Genomic DNA, 18,429 nt, shown 5'->3' with positions numbered 1-18,429 from the left:
GTGGCGGAGGCGATTATCGAAATGGCGAAAGCCGCGGCATACGCTGCTTTGGCGCCGTTTCACCGGGCCCTTCGGGCGTTCTGCGAGAGCGCTGCGCAAGGCTCTGCGACCGCCACTACCTCAGGCTCGCGGCGATGGTCGCGCAGGGTCGCGACCGCCGGGCCACTACCTGGGACCCGACCCAGGGAGCAGGTCGCGGGGCGTAAGGCAGAAGTCGACCGGGCGACCGCCTTGCGGACGGTACCCTCGGTCGAAAGTACGAGTCTCAGGCGCGGCTGAGCAGCAGCCAGTGGCCGCCCTGGGCAGAGGTCAGCGCGGAATGCGCGGCGCGTAGCTCGGTGCCGCAAAGGCTCTCCAGGGCCTCGGCCATGAGTGCCCGGTGAGGCGGCAGGACACCCGCCAACTGGTCATGCCAGGCCTGCTGCAGACGCTCGGCGAAATCGCCCGGCGCGCGGGCCAGTTCGGCAGCCAGCGAAGCACGCAGGCTGTCGACACGCTGCGGGTCGATGCGCAGCAGGGCCTCGCCCTGCTGGTAGAGGAAGCTGTCCACCTCGGCCTGCAATTCAACAGCCGAGAGCAACGGCGACTGCACTGCGAAGAGGATGCCGCGCCGCATGCCTATCTGGCGGAAACCACAGTACAGCGCATAAGCCAGCTGCCGTTCACCGCGCAGCCAATGGAAGAAAGCCGGTTCCAGCACACGCGCCAGCAGGCGCCACGCGGCTTCGTCCGCCACCGAGCGGGACACCAGTGGGCTGAACAGCAGCAACGCTGCTTCGCCCGGCATCTCCAGCACCTGGCGGTGACGGCCGGGCGGCCCGCTGCGCGGTGGCAGCGGGCTGGCGCTCGAGTGATCGGCCAGGGTATCCGGCAACTCGATACCCAGGGCCAGGGCGTCCCAGTGAGCAGCCGACCAGTCCGGCAGCGCTTCGCTGTCCCCCGCCAGCACCTGCGGCAGCAGGTCGATCAATTGACGGATGGGCATTTCGCCTTCGCGGCGACGGCGTTCGGCCGCCAGCAGGCGCGCGCCCTGCCCCAGTACTGCGGCTGGAGGATGCTGGAGGGCATTGATAGCGCACTCGGCCAGGTCGGCGAGCTGGTTTCTGGCGCCGGAAAGCAGCAGCGCCCAGTCACTTTCCAGGGCTTCCAGGCGCAGCGTGACACCTTCGTGCCGCGCCGCGCCAGCCAACGGGCGCAACACCTGCCGGGCACTGAGGAAGGCCTGTCGACCCGGCGCCTGCGGGAAGCGCCAGCGCAGGTGCAGGGCCGCGGGCTCGCTGTCGGCCGGAAGCTGCATCGGTGTAAAGGACCAGGGCTCGGCACGCAGCGGTTCGGCGGCGCGCTTCGCGCAGCGCACGACGTCGAGAATGAAGCCGGCCGAGGTCAGGGATTCGCCGATCACCGACTCCGAGGCCAACAGGCGGATCATTCGCGACGCCACCAATTGGCCGAGCCAGACCGATGACGCGTCGCTGCGCGCTCTGCGCTGCAACTGCGCCAATGAGCCCGTTGCCCCATCGGCAGGCGCAGCAGCGAGCACATCCGCCGGCAACTTGCGCAGCGCCTCCAGCCAGGAGAGAAAGGCCGACTCCACGAGATCGGCCGTGGACGCTTCGGCCAGTTCGAAATCGAAACGCAGCAACGCCTGGCCATCGGCGAAGCGGCTCAGGCGCGCACGAGCACTGTCGGCCAGCCCGTTCTGCCCCAGGCAGGCCAGCAGCGAGCCGGGCGCCTCGTCGGCCAGCCAGCCCTGCAGTTGCTCCAGCAGCGCGCCGCCCTCGCCCGCCATGCCATCCAGGGCGAATGCCAGGACCAGCCGTGGCGCACCCGGCAGGCGCAGTTTCAGCTCCTCACCGCTGAGCGGCAGAAGGGATTCCCGGCCAGTGCTTGCAACGGCCGCGCCCAGGGGAAACACACTCCCTTCACGCTCCGCCAGTATCGCCAGCTCTTCCAGTGTTTGCGGGCCCTGCAACCAGAGTTCCAGCGCACCGCCGACCTGGCAGGAGCGGATGAAATCACGCAGCGCCTGCTGGAACTCGGCGCTTTCCACCTTCAAGGTGTCGCGCCGGCCGGCCACGAAGCGCCCCAGCGCGTGCCCCGGCGCCACCGCCAAGGCCAAGGCGGCGTCGATCAGGGTATCGGGATCGCGGCCGCGGGCAAGAAACTCGGCCTCCAGCACTTCGCGTTCGGCCACCTGCACGGCTTCATCCAGGCGCGGTCGCGCGAGCATGTCCAGCAGGCGTGCCAATCCGTCCCCCAGTGCATCGGCCGGCACCTCGAAGAAGTAGTCGGTCTGCCGCGCGCGGGTGCTGGCGTTGACCCGCCCTCCGCGCGCCTGCACCCAGGGCATCAGTCGCTCACCCTCGACGAAGCGCTCGCCGCAAAGGAACAGCAGGTGTTCGGTGAAATGCGCAAGGCCGGGAAAGGCTTCGGGCTCGTCGTGGCTGCCCCGGGCAATGCGCAGCAGCGCAGCGGCGTGGCTGGCGCCGGGAGCATGAATGACAGTGGCACGCAGGCCGTTGGCGAGAATCAGGGTCTTGGCGGGGAGATTGTTCATCGACATCCGGTCCGGTTCATGGCCGACACCATCGCCCAAGCCGGGGCAAAGGGAAATACGGCTTTGGCAGCAAATGTCCGCCGGCATTGGCCCGCCGCACTCGGGCGGCTACCATTCCCAGCTTCACCGCCCCTTCGGAATTTTCCCGCCATGAGCACCGCCCTGCTGATCATCGACGTCCAGTCCGACCTGTGCACCGGCGACTTCGCCTGTTTCGACATCGACAACGTGCTGCAGCGCATCAACAGCCTGAGCCACTCGGCGCGCGAGGCCGGCGTGCCGGTGGTGCTGGTGCAGCACGAGGATGACGATCTGCAGTATGGCAGCGCCGGCTGGCAGCTGGAACCGCGCCTGCTCACCCATCACTCCGACCTGAAGGTGCGCAAGACCACCCCGGACTCCTTCCTGCGCACCGACCTGGGCGAACACCTGCATTCACGTGGCATCGATCACCTGGTGATCTGCGGCCTGCAGAGCGACTACTGCGTCGATACCACCACCCGCCGCGCCCTGGCCCAGGGCTATGCGGTGACGCTGGTGGGCGATGCCCATTCCACCGTCGACAACGCCGTGCTCAGCGCCGCGCAGATCACCGCGCACCACAATGCGGTGCTGGGCAGCATCAGCAGTTTCGGCCCGCGCGCCAAGGTCGTGGCAACTGCCGACGTGCACTTCTGAAGCCCGCCACGAGATAGCCATGAACTTCGACTGGAACGACATTCCGATCCTCCTCGCCCTCGCCCGCCACGGCAGCATGAGCGCCGCCGGCCGCGCCCTGGGCGTCGATCCCTCGACCATGAGCCGGCGCCTGGTGGCGGCGGAAGCCGCGCTGCAGACGCGGCTGTTCATTCGCGACAACGCCGGCTACAAGGCCACCGACGCCGGCGAGGCCTTCCTCAGCCATGCCGAGCGCATCCTCGGCGATGTGCAGAGCATGCTGCTGGAGACCCGCGACGAAGCCAGCGCCATCAGCGGCAGCGTGCGCATCACGGCGGTGGACTTCCTCTTCAGCCACTGGCTGGTGCAGCACATGCCCCACCTGGCGCGCACCTACCCGAGCCTGCAGTTGCAGCTGATCCCGGCGAACCGTTCGTTGTCCTTCACCCGTCGCGAGGCTGACTTCGCGCTACGCCTGGCACGCCCGGCGGAAGACGCCGCACTGGTGATGCGCAAGGTCGCCGACATCGGTTTTGCCGTGTACGCGGCCACGTCCTTTTCCCGCGTGCCGGTGGAGCTGTGGCCACAGCAGGCCTGGCTGGGCTACGGCGAGGAACTCGACGATACGCCGGAGATGGCCTGGGTGCGGCGCTTCGCCCCCGGCGCCGGCTTCGCCCTGCGCGCCAGCAGCGTAACCACGCTGATCCATGCCTGCCAGAGCGGCCTGGGCATGGCCCTGCTGCCGTGCATCCTCGGTGATCGCGAAGGGTTGGTGCGGCTGTCCGGGCCGGTGGTCATGCGGGAAATCTGGCTGCTCAGCCACCGCGACGCCGGCCGCATCGGCCGCTTCCAGGCCGTCAGCGACTGGCTGCGCGAAGTGTTCGACCAGGATGCCGCGCAGCTCAGCGGCGAGCACCTGGACGCCCGCGTGCTGGGCCCAGTGGAAATCAGCCGCGGCTGACCATGAAAAAGCCCGGATGTCTTGCGACATCCGGGCTTGCTGCTGCCGGAACCGAATGCGTGGTTACGGCTGGACCGGCGGCAGGTACTGCAGGGTGGTGCCCAGCGCCCAGAGCAGGAACAGCACCAGCGGGATGTGCACCAGCAACTGGACGAAGCTGAAGCCGATCAGGTCGCGGGCCTTCAGGCCCAGCACCCCCAGCAGCGGCAGCATGTAGAACGGGTTGATCAGGTTCGGCAGCGCCTCGGCGGCGTTGTAGATCTGCACCGCCCAGCCCAGGTGGTATTGCAGCTCATTGGCCACCTGCATCACGTAGGGCGCCTCGATGATCCACTTGCCACCGCCGGACGGGATGAAGAAGCCCAGCACCGCCGAGTACACGCCCATGAGCAGCGCATAGGTGTCGTGGGAGGCGATCTGCACGAAGAATGTGGAGATATGGTGGGCGATGGTCGAGCCGTCGCCGCCCTTCACCGTGGTCAGGATCGCAGCGATAGAGCCATACAACGGGAACTGGATCAGCACACCGGTGGTGGTCGGCACGGCGCGGGCGACAGCATCAAGGAAGTTGCGCGGGCGCCAGTGCAGCAGCGCGCCGGCCATGATGAACAGCAGGTTGTAGGTATTCAGCCCGGAGATCGCGGTGATCGCCGGCTTGGTGCTGAACTCGTGGACCAGCCAGCCACCGGCCAGGGCCACCAGCATCAGGATCAGCAGCGGGCTGTGCTCCAGCCACTCACCCGGGCGGGTCGCCTTCGGCGCGCTGGGCGGGGTGAAGCTGACGTCTACGCCGCAGGCCTTGGCATCGCGGGCGCTGCCGGCGCCGGGTGCGGTCATGTAGGCGATCACCAGCGACACCAGCACCAGGGCCAGCAGCATCACGCCGGATTGCCAGAGAAAGATGGTCTCGGTGAACGGGATGACGCCGGTGATCGCCAGAATCGACGGCGGCAGGCTGGCCGGGTTGGCCTGCAACTGCGCGGCGGACGACGACAGGCCCAGCGCCCATACCGCGCCCAGGCCCAGGTAGGCGGCTGCACCAGCGGCGCGGTAGTCCATCTTCAGGTCTTCGCGGCGAGCCAGTGCGCGCACCAGCAGGCCGCCGAACACCAGGGACAGGCCCCAGTTGAGCAGCGAAGCGACCATGGAGATCAGCGCGACCCAGGCCACCGCCGAGCGGCCGTTCTTCGGCACGCGGGCGAACAGGTCGATGAGCCTGGAAGCCGGGCCGGAGCTGGCAACCACGTAACCGCCGATGACCACGAAGGCCATCTGCATGGTGAAGGGAATCAGGCTCCAGAAGCCGTCACCAAAGGCCTTGGCGGTCTCCGTGGCCGGCGCGCCGATGGCCAGCGCGGCGACGGTGACGATCAGCACCGCCAGTGCGGCGAAGACCCAGGAGTCGGGGAACCAGCGTTCGGCCCAGTTGGAACAGGCCATGGCGAAGCGCGCAGAGCGGCTGTCCTGCAAGGCAGTGCCGGGGGTGTGCACGTGGGAAGTCATAATGGTCTACCTCATTGTTCTTGTCATGGCTCAATTCGGATGAGCTCGTTGTGGCAATGGTGCGGTGTTCAGAAACAGAAAAACCGCCCGGCCTGCGTGGGGCCGAGCGGTGACGCAAGGGTTTGCCGGCACCGGGGGACGCCGAAAACCGCGGCGGGATGTCGTCTGTCGGTGTGCCCACCTCCCATCCCGCCTGCCTGAGCAGCATTGCTACATGCCGCCCGGCGCTCGCCAATAGGTCGTTAGTCGCGCGCCTCAGTCCCGGACGAGGGCCATGGCGACACCCTGGCCACCGCCGATGCACAGGGTCGCCAGGCCCTTCTTCGCATCGCGGCGGAGCATTTCGTGGAGCAAGGTCACCAATACGCGAGCGCCGGAAGCACCGATTGGGTGGCCAAGGGCGACGGCGCCGCCGTTGACGTTGACCTTCTCGGCGTTCCAGCCCAGCTCCTTGCCGACCGACAGGGCCTGCGCAGCGAAAGCTTCGTTGGCCTCGATAAGCTCGACTTCGTCGAGACTCCAGCCGGCCTTTTCCAGGCAGCTGCGGGTCGCGGTCACCGGGGCGATACCCATGATCGACGGGTCGACGCCGCTGCTGGCATAGGCTTGGATACGCGCCAGAACCGGCAGGTTCAGGCTGCGTGCGCGCTCGGCGCTCATCAGCAGCACGGCGGCGGCGCCATCGTTGAGGGTGGAGGCGTTGCCGGCGGTGACGGTGCCGTCCTTCTTGAAGGCCGGCTTGAGCTTGGCCAGGGACTCGGCAGTGGTGCCGGCGCGCGGCTGCTCGTCGGTGTCGAAGGACAGCGGCTCGCCCTTGCGCTGGGGAATCAGCACCGGGGTGATCTCGTCCTTGAAGCGCCCGGCTTCAATGGCCGAGGCGGCCTTGAGCTGGGACTGCGCGGCGAAGGCGTCCTGGGCTTCACGGCTGATGCCGAACTTCTCCGCCAGGTTCTCGGCGGTGATGCCCATGTGGTAGTCGTTGAAGGCATCGATCAGGCCATCGCGCAGCAAGGTGTCCTGCAGTTCTGCGTGCCCCATGCGCAGGCCGGTACGGGCCTTGGGCAGTACATAGGGCGCCAGGCTCATGCTTTCCTGGCCGCCGGCGATCACCACGTCGGCGTCGCCACAGCGGATCGCCTGGACGCCGAGGAACAGCGATTTCAGGCCCGAACCGCAGAGCTTGTTGATGGTCATCGCGGGTACTTCAACCGGCAGACCAGCACCGATGGACGCCTGGCGCGCGGGGTTCTGTCCGGCGCCGGCGGTGAGTACCTGGCCGAGGATCACTTCATCGATCTGGTCCGGCTTCACGCCGCTGCGTTCGAGCAGCGAGCGGATGACCAGGCTGCCCAGTTCATGGGCGGGAATATTCGCCAGGCTGCCCTGGAAGGCGCCGATGGCGGTGCGGGTGGCGGCGACTATCACTACGTCTTGCATGAATCATTCTCCGGAAGGCTTGGGCTGCCCTCTCCCCCTCTCCCTTCGGAGCGGGGCGCGTAGCCAGGGTTGGGGAGCGGGAAGCGCGGGATAACTCAGAAGGTCATTTCCTTCACATCGTCCGGCACGATCAGGCGGCCGGCGGTCTTCTCGGCGATCTCGGCAACGCTCACGCCCGGCGCGGTCTCGCGCAGGATGAAGGCGCCGTCCTCGATCTCCAGGTAGGCCAGATCGGTGAGCACCTTGCGGATGCAGCCGGCGCCGGTCAGCGGCAGCGAGCAGCGTTCCAGCAGCTTGGACTCACCGTCCTTGGAGGCGTGGGTCATGGTGACGATGATGTTGTCCGCACCGGCCACCAGGTCCATGGCGCCGCCCATGCCTTTCACCAGCTTGCCGGGAATCATCCAGGAGGCGATGTTGCCCTGTACGTCCACCTCGAAAGCGCCCAGCACGGTGAGGTCGACGTGGCCGCCACGGATCATCGCGAAGGATTGCGCGGAGTCGAAGATCGACGCGCCCTTCACGGCGGTCACGGTCTGCTTGCCGGCGTTGATCATGTCGGCGTCGACGCTGTCCTCGGTGGGGAACGCGCCCATGCCGAGCAGGCCGTTCTCCGATTGCAGCATCACTTCCATGCCCTCGGGCACGTAGTTGGCGACCAGGGTCGGGATGCCGATGCCCAGGTTCACGTAGAAGCCATCCTGCAGCTCGCGCGCCACGCGCTGAGCCATTTGTTCGCGGGTCAATGCCATCTTCTTGTCTCTCTTGTCCGGTGGGCTCAGGAACGCACGGTGCGTTTTTCGATGCGCTTTTCGAAGGTTCCCTGAATGATGCGGTCGACGTAGATGCCGGGGGTGTGGATCTGGGTCGGGTCCAGTTCGCCCGGTTCGACGATTTCTTCCACTTCGACGACGGTGATGCGGCCCGCGGTGGCGACGATGGGATTGAAGTTCTGCGCAGTGTGGCGATAGATGACGTTGCCATAGTGGTCGGCCTTCCAGCCCTTGACGATGGCGAAGTCACCGGTGATGGCGCGTTCCATCACGTAGTGGCGGCCCTCGAACTCGCGCACTTCCTTGCCATCGGCGACCGGGGTGCCGTAGCCGGTGGCGGTGAAGAAGGCCGGGATGCCGGCGCCGCCGGCACGGAGTTTTTCCGCCAGGGTGCCCTGCGGGGTCAGCTCGACCTCCAGTTCACCGGACAGCAGTTGCTGCTCGAACAACGAATTTTCGCCAACGTAGGAGGCAATCATCTTGCGGATCTGCCGATCCTCCAGCAGCACGCCGAGACCGAAACCGTCGATGCCGCAGTTGTTGGAGACCACAGTCAGGCCCTTCACGCCCAGCTTGCGGATCTGCGCGATGAGGTTCTCCGGGATGCCGCACAGGCCAAAACCGCCGGCCAGTACCGTCATGTCGTCGGTGAGCCCGGCGAGGGCTTCCTCGTAACTGCCTACACGCTTGTCGAGTCCTGCCATGTTGCTGCCTCTTTCTTATTTGGAATGTCCGACCCATCGGTCAGAGAGCGAATGCAGCTTCACCGGCAAAGACTGATTTGTTAAGTTTGTTTTTCCAATCGATTGATTTGGCGTATTTATAAATGACCGTAAAGCAACTGCGCGCCTTCCTCGCCGTGGCCCAGAGCTTGAGCTTCGCCCAGGCCTGCGAGCGCCTGCACCTGTCGCAACCGGCGCTGAGCCTGGCGATCAAGAGCCTGGAGGAATCCCTGGGCGGCCAGTTGCTGGTGCGCACTACGCGCAGCGTGGCATTGACACCCGAAGGCGAGACGTTGCTGCCGGTGGCCCGGCGCCTGTTGGCGGACTGGGACAACGCCGAAGAACTGATGCACCAGCACTTCACCTTGCAGCTGGGCAAGGTTTCCATCGCCGCCATGCCCTCCTTCGCCGGCAACCTGCTGCCTGCCGTGCTGCGCACCTTCCGTGATCGCCACCCGAAGGTGAATGTGGCGGTACACGACGTGATCAACGAGCAGGTGCTGGAAATGGTCCGCAACCGCCGTGTGGAACTGGGCATCGCACTGGAACCGGACAGTCTCGACGGGCTGACCTTCACGCCCTTCTATACCGACCGTTTCGTCGCGGTGCTGCCGGCGGATTCACTGCTGGCGAATGAGGCGCGAATTACCTGGGAGCAGTTGCTGGAAGATCACTTCATCACCCTGCAGCGCCCGTCAGCCGTGCGCTTGTTGCTGGAAGACCAGTTGGCGGCACGGCACGGTCGACTGCCGGTGGCGTTCGAAAGCCACCAGTTGGTGACGGTGGGCCGGATGGTCGCCGAGGGGCTGGGCGTCAGCGCCGTACCGCGTCTGTGCCGGCAGCAGATGGAGGAGTTGGGCGCGCGCTGCGTGGTGCTTGAGGAACCGCGCATCGAGCGCCGCGTTGGCCTGTTCTGCCTGGCGGAGCACCAGTTGTCCAGCGCCGCGCAGGCGCTGAGCGATGTGCTGGTGCACGGGACAGATTGGGCGGGGATGGAGCGGGAGTGATCGCGCCACGGGCCCAACAGCCCCTCCCAGAGGGAGCACTTCGAGAGCGCCGGCTGACTCAGAATTTCTCCTCGCACCGAACGTTCCCCTCTCGCTTTAGGGGAGGGTTAGAGTGAGCGAGATCCATGGTTGCGGAATCTCAGATCTTCCCCCCCATCCGCAAACTGATCTCCCGTGCCACTTCCAGCAGCGCCCGCGCCGCCTCGCCGTGAACTTCGGCGGCAAAGCTCGCTTGTGAGCCAACCACGGTAATCACCCCGGCCAGTTCGCGGCCGGTCTTGAACAGCGGCACCGACAGCGCGTTCACTCCAGGCATCAGCAAACCGTGGACCGCATGCAGTCCTTCGCTGCGAATGCTCTCCAGTACTGACTGGTCCGCGCCCTCCTCCAGCCCAGCCTTGAACGCCGCGAACACCAGCCCGGTGGATGAACCGTGCAGCGGCAACACCGAGCCTACCTGCGTGACCAGCGTGACCATGCCCTGGGCCGGCTCGACCTGCACCACGGTGGGCCCGTGACTGCCCCAGATGGCGAGGAAGCAGGTCTGCCCCAGCGCGTCGCGCAGATCGGCCAGCGCCGGGCTGGCGACCTTCACCACATCCAGCCGGCGGATTGCGGCCAGGCCGACGTACAGCGCCTCACGCCCCAGGCCGTAATGGTTGGTCAGGGGATCCTGCTCGGCGAAGCCACTGGCGATCAATGCCTGCAGGTAGCGATGAACCTTGGCCGCCGGCATGTCCAGGTACTCGCCCAGGCGCTTGAGCGAGGTGCTCGGCGCGAGGTCCGCCAGAGCCTTGAGGATCTGCGTGCCGACCTCGGCGGACTGCACCTTGGCGCCCTTCGTCGGGACGGAGTCTTCTGCGTCGTTCATGGTCTTCAACTTAAAGGAACTCCCGGACGGGCTTGACGGCCCGTCGACACGAAATTACGTTAATCGTAATTCAATTACGATAAAAAGAGTAAAACCACCATGACCGCCTCTCCTGCCTACCAATCCGGGTTCGGCAACGAATTCGCCAGCGAGGCCCTGCCGGGTGCACTGCCCGTAGGCATGAACTCGCCGCAGCAGGTACCGTTCGGGCTCTACGCCGAGCAGTTCTCCGGCACCGCCTTTACCGTCCCGCGCAGCGAAGCCCGGCGCACCTGGCTGTATCGCATCCGCCCGTCCGCCGCGCACCCGCGCTTCGAGCGCCTGGAGCGGCAGATCACCGGCACGGCGCTTGGCCCGGTCACGCCCAATCGCCTGCGCTGGAACAGCTTTGAAATCCCGCAGGAGCCTACCGACTTCGTCGACGGCCTACTATGCATGGCCGCCAACGCCGAGGCAGAAACCTGCAGTGGCGTCAGCCTGTATGCCTACCGCGCCAATATCTCGATGCGCCGGGTATTCTTCAACGCCGACGGCGAACTGCTGATCGTGCCCCAGGCCGGCCGCCTGCGCCTGGTCACCGAACTCGGCATGCTGGAGGTCGAACCGCTGGAAATCGCCGTGATCCCGCGCGGCATGCGCTTGCGCGTCGAACTGCTCGACAGCCAGGCCGCCGGCTATATCGCCGAGAACCACGGCGCCGCCCTGCGCCTGCCCGACCTCGGTCCCATCGGCAGCAACGGCCTGGCCAATGCCCGCGACTTCCTCACCCCGGTGGCGCATTACGAAGACGTGGAAGGCCCGGTGCAACTGGTGCAGAAATTCCTCGGCGAACTCTGGGCCGCCCAGCTCAACCACTCGCCGCTGGACGTTGTCGCCTGGCACGGCAACAACGTGCCCTACAAATACGACCTGCGCCGCTTCAACACCATCGGCACGGTGAGCTACGACCACCCGGACCCGTCCATCTTCACCGTGCTCACCTCGCCCAGCGACACCCACGGCATGGCCAACATGGACTTCGTGATCTTCCCGCCGCGCTGGATGGTGGCAGAGAGCACCTTCCGCCCGCCGTGGTTCCACCGCAACCTGATGAACGAATTCATGGGCCTGATCCAGGGCGTGTACGACGCCAAGGCCGACGGCTTCGTCCCCGGCGGCGCCTCGCTGCACAACTGCATGAGCGCCCACGGCCCGGACAACGCCACCACCCGGCAAGCCATCGCCGCCGACCTCAAACCCCACAAGATCGACCAGACCATGGCCTTCATGTTCGAGACCGGCCGCGTGCTGCGCCCCAGCCGCTTCGCCCTCGACTGCCCGCAGCTGCAGCCTGACTACGACAGCTGCTGGAGCGGCATGCAGAAGACCTTCGACCCTTCCCAGGAGCAGTAACATGAGCGCCGCCCACAGCACACAAAGCTGGATCGAATCGGCCAACGGCCACCCGGATTTTCCCCTGCAGAACCTGCCGCTGGGCGTGTTCAGTCCGCCGGGTGACTCGCCCCGTGGCGGCGTGGCCATCGGCGACTACATCTTCGACCTGAAGACCGCTTGCGAAACCGGCCTCTTCCATGGCGCCGCGCACCAGGCCGCGCTGGTGGCCAGCGGCGACAGCCTGAACGCCTTCTTTGCCCTCGGGGGCACCGCACGGCGCACCCTGCGCGACGCGCTGATCTACCTGCTCAGCGAAGGTAGCGGCGAACAGAAGCGCATGGAGCACTTGGGCGCCGCGCTGCTCAAGCCCCAGGCCGCGTGCCGCATGCACCTGCCGGCCAAGGTTGGCGACTACACCGACTTCTACGTCGGCATCCACCACGCGAAGAACGTCGGCAAACTGTTCCGCCCGGACAACCCGCTGCTGCCCAACTACAAGTACGTGCCCATCGGCTACCACGGCCGCGCGTCCACCGTCGTGCCCTCCGGCACCGAGGTGCGCCGCCCCAACGGCCAGACCCTGCCCGCCGGCGTCGACGTACCGACCTTCGGCCCCTGCGCACGCATGGACCTGGAGCTGGAACTGGGCATCTGGATCGGCCAGGGCAACGACCAGGGCAAGGCCATCCCGATCAATGCGGCCTCCGGCCACATCGCCGGCTTCTGCCTGCTCAACGACTGGTCCGCGCGTGACGTTCAGGCCTGGGAATACCAACCGCTGGGACCGTTCCTGTCGAAGAGCTTCGCCACCACGGTGTCGCCCTGGGTGGTCACCGCCGAGGCGCTGGAGCCTTTCCGCGTGGCCCAGCCGGCCCGCCCGGAAAGCGACCCGCAGCCGCTGCCGTACCTGTACGACGAAGGCGACCAGCAACACGGCGCTCTGGATATCGAGCTGGAAGTGCTGCTGCACACTGCGCGCATGCGCCGCGAACACCAGGCTCCCGAGCGCATTGCCCTGAGCAACACGTTGAACATGTACTGGACGGTCGCACAGATGGTCGCGCACCACAGCGTCAATGGCTGCCGCCTGCAACCGGGCGACCTGTTCGGCTCCGGTACCCTCTCCGGCGAGACCCCTGACAGCTTCGGCAGCCTGCTGGAAATGACCTTTGGTGGAAAGCAGCCGGTGGTGCTGGCCAATGGCGAAGAACGGCGCTTCCTCGAAGACGGCGACGAGATCATCCTGCGCGCCCGCTGCCGCCGCGAGGGGCATGCGACCATCGGCTTCGGCGAATGCCGCGGACGGATTCTGCCAGCGCACTGATGCGATTCCCGCGGACCGTAGGGCGCATAACGCGTCAGCGTTATTCGCCGAGTAGCCGGCGCATAACCTGTTCCAGGTTATTCGCCCTACGCCTCATACCGCTCTGCGCTCCACCCATCCTACGACTCGCCACCGCGCGAGGCTTTTCGTAGGGCCGAGGGGGACGCCTAGTCCTTGCTCGCGAACAGCCGGTGTCACCGCGGCTGGGCGGTTCGCGAGCAAGCTCGCTCCTACAAGTCCGGTCCGATACAAATCCCGCGCAAAAAAAACGGGCCCGAAGGCCCGCTGCTAAACGAGGGTGTTGCTCTCTCTATCAATCAGTGCGCGATGCACACCGACTTGATCTCGGTATAGGCCTCGACCACGGCACGGCCGAACTCGCGGCCCATGCCCGACTGCTTGACGCCGCCGAAGGGCATGCTCGGGTCGAGCAGCACGTGGGCGTTGACCCACACGGTGCCGGACTCGATGCGCGGCACCAGGTTCATCGCCTTGCTCAGGTCGTTCGTCCACAGGCTCGCGCCCAGACCGTATTCGCTGTCGTTGGCCATCTCGATGGCCTGGTCTTCATCATCGAACGGCAGCACCGCCAGCACCGGGCCGAAGACTTCGTCACGGGCCACGGCCATCTGCATGGTCACGTCCGCCAGCACGGTGGGCTGCACGTAGAAACCGTTGCCAGCGATCCGCTCACCGCCACAGACGATGCGCGCGCCCTGCTCACCGGCGCGGGCAATGTGCTCCAGCACGCTGCGCTGCTGCTTGGCGGATACCAGCGGGTTGATCTGCGCGGACGGATCCATGCCCTCGCCCAGGCTCATGCCGGCGACGGCAGCGGCCAGCTTCTCGACGAACTCGTCGTAGCGCGAGCGATGTACATAGAAGCGCGATGCCGCGGCGCAGACCTGGCCATTGTTCAGCAGGCCGCCCAGCAGCGCGCCCTGCACCGCGTTGTCGATGTTGGCGTCGGCCAGCACGATCATCGGGTTCTTGCCGCCCAGTTCCAGGGCAAAGCGGGTCATGTTCTGCACGGCGGCCAGGCCGACGCTGCGACCCACCGCAGTGGAACCGGTGAAGGACACCTTATTGACCAACTTGTGGCTGGCCAGGCCACCACCGATACGCGGGCCATCGCCAGTCACCAGGTTGAACACGCCGGCCGGTACGCCGGCTTCGAAGGCCAGTTCAGCCAGGCGCAAGGCGGTCAGAGGAGTTTCCGAGGCGGGCTTGATCACCACGCTGTTACCGGTAGCCAGTGCCGGGATCAACTTCCACACAGCGATCATCAGCGGGAAGTTCCACGGCACGATGCCGGCGACCACGCCTACCGGCTCGCGGCGGGTGTAGGCGGTGAACTTGGCGCCCGGCGGCAGCGGGATGGAGACGTTCAGCGACTGGCCTTCGATCTTGGTCGCCCAGCCAGCCATGTAGCGCATGAACTCGACGGTGGCGCCCACATCCAGCATACGCGCGATATTGATCGACTTGCCCTGGCTGAGGGTTTCCAGTTGGGCCAGTTCTTCGCCGTTGGCTTCCACCAGGTCAGCGAAGCGCAGCAGAATGCGCTCGCGGTCGGCCGGGCGCAAATCGGCCCAGACGCGCGACTTGTAGGAGGCGTGGGCGGACTTCACCGCGCGGTCGAGCAGGTCGGTGTCGATGTCGGCAACGCTGGAGATCGCCTCGCCGGTGGCCGGGTTCAGCACGTCGGTGCGGGCGCCTTCGGGCACCACCCAGGCGCCGTCGATGAAGCAGCCATGCTTGCGCTGCAGGAAGGCCGTGACCTTGGGCAGAGTCTGTGTGACGTTCATGGTCTCTCCTGGAATATCAGTGCTGCTGGCTCAGCCAGCAGGTGAGCGCCCGCCGCTCGGCCGCGTCGGCCAAGCCTGCAAAGGGCATGTAGGTTCCGGGCACGGCGGCCTGGGGCTGGCTGACGAAGGCGTCGAGATTGTCGCGCGACCAGGCCGCGCCCTTGCTCTTCATCGCCTGGGAGTAGCTGAAGCCGGCGAGCGAGCCGGCCATCCGACCGACCACGCCATGCAGGTTCGGGCCCATCATGCCGGGGCCGTCGGCCTTGGCGGTGTGGCAGATCGAGCAGTCGCGGGCGAAGACGGTCTCGCCTTTCTGCGCATCATTCGCCGGGCAGTCCCCGGCGAACGCCAGGACCGGTTGCAGCAGCGCGCCGGCCAGCAGCAGGCCGAGGGCACCGAATCGGAGCTTGTTACGGGACATCGGGATATCACCTTCGAGAACAGCGTGCGGCCGAGAGGGCGCGCGTCATCGAAGCTGATTGTTGCCAGCGGCGCTCGGGAGAGTCTTTTCCTCTGTGCCAGACGTATTGGCGGGAGTGCCAGGATGGCGGGAAAGGTGCGTGCCCATGCAAGACCAAAGCCCCTCACCCTAACCCTCTCCCGCACGCGCTAGAGGGGACCCTATGGTGCAGGCTGACACCTCGGCGCCAGCCGGCACAGACTGCCCCCTTTCCCTATGGGAGAGGGCTAGGGTGAGGGGAAAGCAGAGACAGGGGCTAGTAGAGCTGCTCGGTGCAACTCAATTCGCGTAACGCTTGCGATACTCGCCCGGAGAAACCCCGAAGCGCCCCTTGAACGCCGTGGAGAAGTAGCTCGAATCGGAGAAGCCCCAGGCATAGCCCAGCGCCGACAGCTTCTGCTCGAACTGGGCGTTGCGCAGGGTTTCGGCGCAGAAGTCCAGGCGGCGGTTCTTGATGTACTGCGCCACCACCAGGCCCTTCTTGGCGAACATGCGGTACAGGCCGCGCACCGAAATGCCCACTTCACGGGCGATCAGCTCGGGGCAGAGCTCTTCGGCGCCGATGTGCTGGTCGATGAAGACGGTGGCCTTGCGGAACATGCGTTCGTGGTTGTCCTGCTCGGCGTCGTGGCTGGCCAGCGCCGGGCGCAGCAGCGTCACCAGGGCGTCGAGGGTCGCTTCGCTTTCCAGCATGCCGAGGCTTTCCTGCTGGCTGGTCTCGACGATCAGTCGATTGGCGAGCACGGCAATCGGCGAGCTGGCGGGGATCTTCGAGGCGCAGGTCACTTCCGACATGCGCAGGCCGCGCTCGATCACCTGGCGCGGAAGGATCAGCGAGAGCTGCCGGGATTCCTCCAGGTAGGTCATGTCGCTGGGGCGGCTGGCGTCGATCAGGCTGATGTCGCCTCGCGACAGCTCCACACGGTTGTCGCCCTGCTCCAGGCGCGAGCGCCCTTCGAGCTGGAACACCGCGTAGTAGTGGCCGCCGGCGCTGGAGCCGACCTCCTTGCTGGTCCGGTACAGGTGCACCTGGGCCATGTCGACCACGGAAAGCTTGATCGCACCGCCCTGGTACTCGCGCAACCGTCCATGGAACTGGGGGCCGAGGGTACGCGCATCGAAACGACCGCACGCCCGGTTGACCTGTCCCAGCCACGCCTCGAAAGCGTCATCCCTCAATGTCGATGAAGAATTCATGACCTGCAAAGCCTCACACGCATTGTTTGTTGTTATTCAGCGACAGCCTCATGGGCCTGTCGTCATCGTCCGCCGCTCGCCTTCTCAGGAAGGATTCGCGGCGGTGTCCCCGCGCTGCAACCGCAGCGTTGCAGAGCGGGAGGCATTTTTCACGCCAACTCCTGTCAGTTCAATCCGCCGAAACGCTTGTAGAAGCTTTCCCCGACGTCCGGCAGCGGGCCGTCGGCGGTCTCCAGGTTGCGGTTCAGCCAGTCCTCGGCCTTGGCGTGGATCAGTCGGTAGATGTTGCGGCACAGCTGTCGCGCGGCGCGGCCTTCCCAATCACCCGGCAGCAGTTCGTCGGGCAGTTGTGGGTCGCGCAGTAGCAGCCGGCGGTATTCGTGGATCAAAAGGGTGCGCGCCAGGAAGCAGTCTTCCGGGCGCAACTGGTCCTGCTCGCGCAGTGCCTGCCAGAGCGGGCGGAACAGCTGGATGAATTCGCTGTAGTGCTCACCGAGCTCGTCGATCTTCCAGCTCTCGCGCACCTGCAGGCGCATGGCACGGGACGCCAGCACGTCCTGCGCGCGGGTTTCGAAGACAATGCAATCGTCGGCGACTTCGAGATCCTGCAGAGTCGCCATGACGTCGCTGCGGTCGGCGCGCGGGCAGGCCATGACGGTAGGCGAAATCGCGCCAAAGCCCTGCCATTCCAGTTCCTCGCGGACCTGCTTGCGCTTGTCGGCAGCGATCTGCGAGAGCATCACCAGGGTCCAGGAACCGTCCCAGGCCGGCAGGCTGGAGCTGTAGACGCGTTTGAAAGCCTTTTCGAACCGCCGCCGGCCAGTGCCGGTCAGGCTGTAGTAACTGCGCCGGCCGACCTTTTCGGCGGTCAGCCAGTCTTCCTTGGTCAGGCGGAAGATCGAGGTGCGGATCAGCCGCTCGTTGATGCCGAACGGTTCCAGCAGATTGATCAGGCTACCCAACCAGACGGTGCCGCCATGGGGTTCGATGGCATCGCCATACAGGGTGATGATCAGCGAACTGGCGCGGATCGGCGTCTGTTCCTGGAAGCGATTGATCAGCTGATTCAGCGGTGCTAGAGCGGTCATGGCACGTTGCGCAGGCGAAGGAGCGGCGACTATACCTGCCCGCCGCACCGCCTGGCCATTGGAGCGAACCCCAGTACTCATGCACCCTTCCCTGTCTTGGGCCGGAAACCGGAATCACCCAGGCGCGGGCGCTCTTCTTCTATCTCTGCCAGCGGCTGGCACTCCACCAGGCTTTCGATACAGCGCCTGGCCAGGGCCTGGTATTCCTCGGTGCCACGGCGCTTCCAGGCGATCTCTTCGTCGCTGAGGCTGCGCTTGACGCTGGCCGGCGCGCCCATCACCAGGCTTTGCGCAGCGCACTCGAACTTGGCCTTGACGAAGGCGGCGGCTGAAACGATGGAGCGTGCGCCGATGCGGGCGTAATCCATCACCACGGCATTCATGCCCACCAGGGCGTCCTCGCCGATGCGGCAGCCGTGCAGCACAGCGCCATGGCCGATGTGGCCGTTGCGTTCGACGACGGTGTCGCTGTCGGGGAAGCCGTGCATGACGCAGGTGTCCTGAAGGTTCGCGCCCTCTTCGAGGACGATCCGCCCGAAATCACCGCGCAGTGCCGCCAGAGGGCCGACGTAACAGCCGGGGCCGACGATAACGTCGCCGATCAGCACGGCGGTGGGATGGACATAGGCGGTCGGGTGTACGACGGGGCGCACGCCCTCGAGGCTGTAGCAAGGCATCGGGCTCTCCAGC

16 protein-coding genes are annotated in these 18,429 nt (G+C 66.2%); 5 read left to right on the top strand and 11 right to left on the bottom strand.

The genetic code is table 11. From position 1 onward, the window contains the following. Nucleotides 1–265: 265 nt before the first annotated feature. On the bottom strand, nucleotides 266–2,557 hold the full coding sequence (gene pqqF / locus A9513_RS18610) for a pyrroloquinoline quinone biosynthesis protein PqqF (RefSeq protein ID WP_083196169.1): 2,292 nt from the start codon (nucleotides 2,555–2,557) through the stop codon (nucleotides 266–268). 150 nt (nucleotides 2,558–2,707) lie between these two features. Between pqqF and A9513_RS18605 the strand changes: the two genes are divergently transcribed. Then, a complete protein-coding gene (locus tag A9513_RS18605) occupies nucleotides 2,708–3,235 on the top strand; it encodes a cysteine hydrolase family protein (protein WP_065085238.1) in 528 nt (175 codons plus the stop codon). 19 nt (nucleotides 3,236–3,254) lie between these two features. Beyond that, entirely contained in the window at nucleotides 3,255–4,175 is a 921-nt protein-coding gene (locus A9513_RS18600; protein WP_024764447.1) for a LysR family transcriptional regulator, read from the top strand. 63 nt (nucleotides 4,176–4,238) lie between these two features. Here the strand turns inward: A9513_RS18600 and A9513_RS18595 are convergent, their stop codons facing one another. The 4 genes from A9513_RS18595 to A9513_RS18580 form a co-directional block, all read right to left on the bottom strand. Continuing rightward, entirely contained in the window at nucleotides 4,239–5,678 is a 1,440-nt protein-coding gene (locus tag A9513_RS18595; protein ID WP_054907001.1) for a short-chain fatty acid transporter, read from the bottom strand. 255 nt (nucleotides 5,679–5,933) lie between these two features. Continuing rightward, nucleotides 5,934–7,115, bottom strand: a complete 1,182-nt coding sequence (locus A9513_RS18590) for an acetyl-CoA C-acetyltransferase (protein WP_065085237.1) — start codon at nucleotides 7,113–7,115, stop codon at nucleotides 5,934–5,936. A gap of 95 nt (nucleotides 7,116–7,210) precedes the next feature. Beyond that, nucleotides 7,211–7,867: a CoA transferase subunit B gene (locus A9513_RS18585; protein WP_065085236.1), complete on the bottom strand. Its 657-nt coding sequence runs from the start codon at nucleotides 7,865–7,867 to the stop codon at nucleotides 7,211–7,213. Nucleotides 7,868–7,893: 26 nt separating this feature from the next. Next, nucleotides 7,894–8,592 (bottom strand): CoA transferase subunit A, encoded by a 699-nt coding sequence (locus A9513_RS18580; protein ID WP_065085235.1) that lies wholly within the window; start codon nucleotides 8,590–8,592, stop codon nucleotides 7,894–7,896. A 122-nt stretch (nucleotides 8,593–8,714) separates the two neighbouring features. Between A9513_RS18580 and A9513_RS18575 the strand changes: the two genes are divergently transcribed. After that, the gene (locus A9513_RS18575) at nucleotides 8,715–9,617 is read left to right on the top strand and encodes a LysR family transcriptional regulator (protein ID WP_024764443.1); all 903 of its coding nucleotides are present in this window, start codon (nucleotides 8,715–8,717) and stop codon (nucleotides 9,615–9,617) included. Nucleotides 9,618–9,756: 139 nt separating this feature from the next. On the opposite strand, the gene A9513_RS18570 is transcribed toward A9513_RS18575, so the two are convergent. Then, nucleotides 9,757–10,488: an IclR family transcriptional regulator gene (locus A9513_RS18570; protein WP_065085305.1), complete on the bottom strand. Its 732-nt coding sequence runs from the start codon at nucleotides 10,486–10,488 to the stop codon at nucleotides 9,757–9,759. Nucleotides 10,489–10,587: 99 nt separating this feature from the next. On the opposite strand from A9513_RS18570, the gene hmgA reads away from it, so the two are divergent. After that, complete coding sequence (gene hmgA / locus A9513_RS18565) at nucleotides 10,588–11,880, top strand: homogentisate 1,2-dioxygenase (protein ID WP_065085234.1); 1,293 nt, start codon at nucleotides 10,588–10,590, stop codon at nucleotides 11,878–11,880. Between the two features lies 1 nt (nucleotide 11,881). Next, nucleotides 11,882–13,186, top strand: a complete 1,305-nt coding sequence (fahA, locus tag A9513_RS18560) for a fumarylacetoacetase (protein ID WP_065085233.1) — start codon at nucleotides 11,882–11,884, stop codon at nucleotides 13,184–13,186. Between the two features lie 317 nt (nucleotides 13,187–13,503). Here fahA and A9513_RS18555 read toward each other — a convergent pair whose 3' ends face one another. The 5 genes from A9513_RS18555 to paaY form a co-directional block, all read right to left on the bottom strand. Further along, on the bottom strand, nucleotides 13,504–14,994 hold the full coding sequence (locus A9513_RS18555) for an aldehyde dehydrogenase family protein (protein ID WP_037013669.1): 1,491 nt from the start codon (nucleotides 14,992–14,994) through the stop codon (nucleotides 13,504–13,506). Nucleotides 14,995–15,010: 16 nt separating this feature from the next. Beyond that, entirely contained in the window at nucleotides 15,011–15,415 is a 405-nt protein-coding gene (locus A9513_RS18550) for a cytochrome c family protein (protein ID WP_065085232.1), read from the bottom strand. Between the two features lie 318 nt (nucleotides 15,416–15,733). Then, a complete protein-coding gene (gene feaR / locus A9513_RS18545; protein ID WP_024764437.1) occupies nucleotides 15,734–16,651 on the bottom strand; it encodes a transcriptional regulator FeaR in 918 nt (305 codons plus the stop codon). A gap of 164 nt (nucleotides 16,652–16,815) precedes the next feature. Then, on the bottom strand, nucleotides 16,816–17,739 hold the full coding sequence (gene paaX / locus A9513_RS18540; RefSeq protein ID WP_024764436.1) for a phenylacetic acid degradation operon negative regulatory protein PaaX: 924 nt from the start codon (nucleotides 17,737–17,739) through the stop codon (nucleotides 16,816–16,818). 77 nt (nucleotides 17,740–17,816) lie between these two features. Then, on the bottom strand, nucleotides 17,817–18,416 hold the full coding sequence (gene paaY, locus A9513_RS18535; RefSeq protein ID WP_065085304.1) for a phenylacetic acid degradation protein PaaY: 600 nt from the start codon (nucleotides 18,414–18,416) through the stop codon (nucleotides 17,817–17,819). Nucleotides 18,417–18,429: the final 13 nt, after the last annotated feature.

Source organism: Pseudomonas sp. AU12215, from assembly GCF_001675465.2.
Lineage (GTDB): Bacteria > Pseudomonadota > Gammaproteobacteria > Pseudomonadales > Pseudomonadaceae > Pseudomonas > Pseudomonas nitroreducens.
This window is presented reverse-complemented; position numbering and strand designations above follow the sequence as displayed.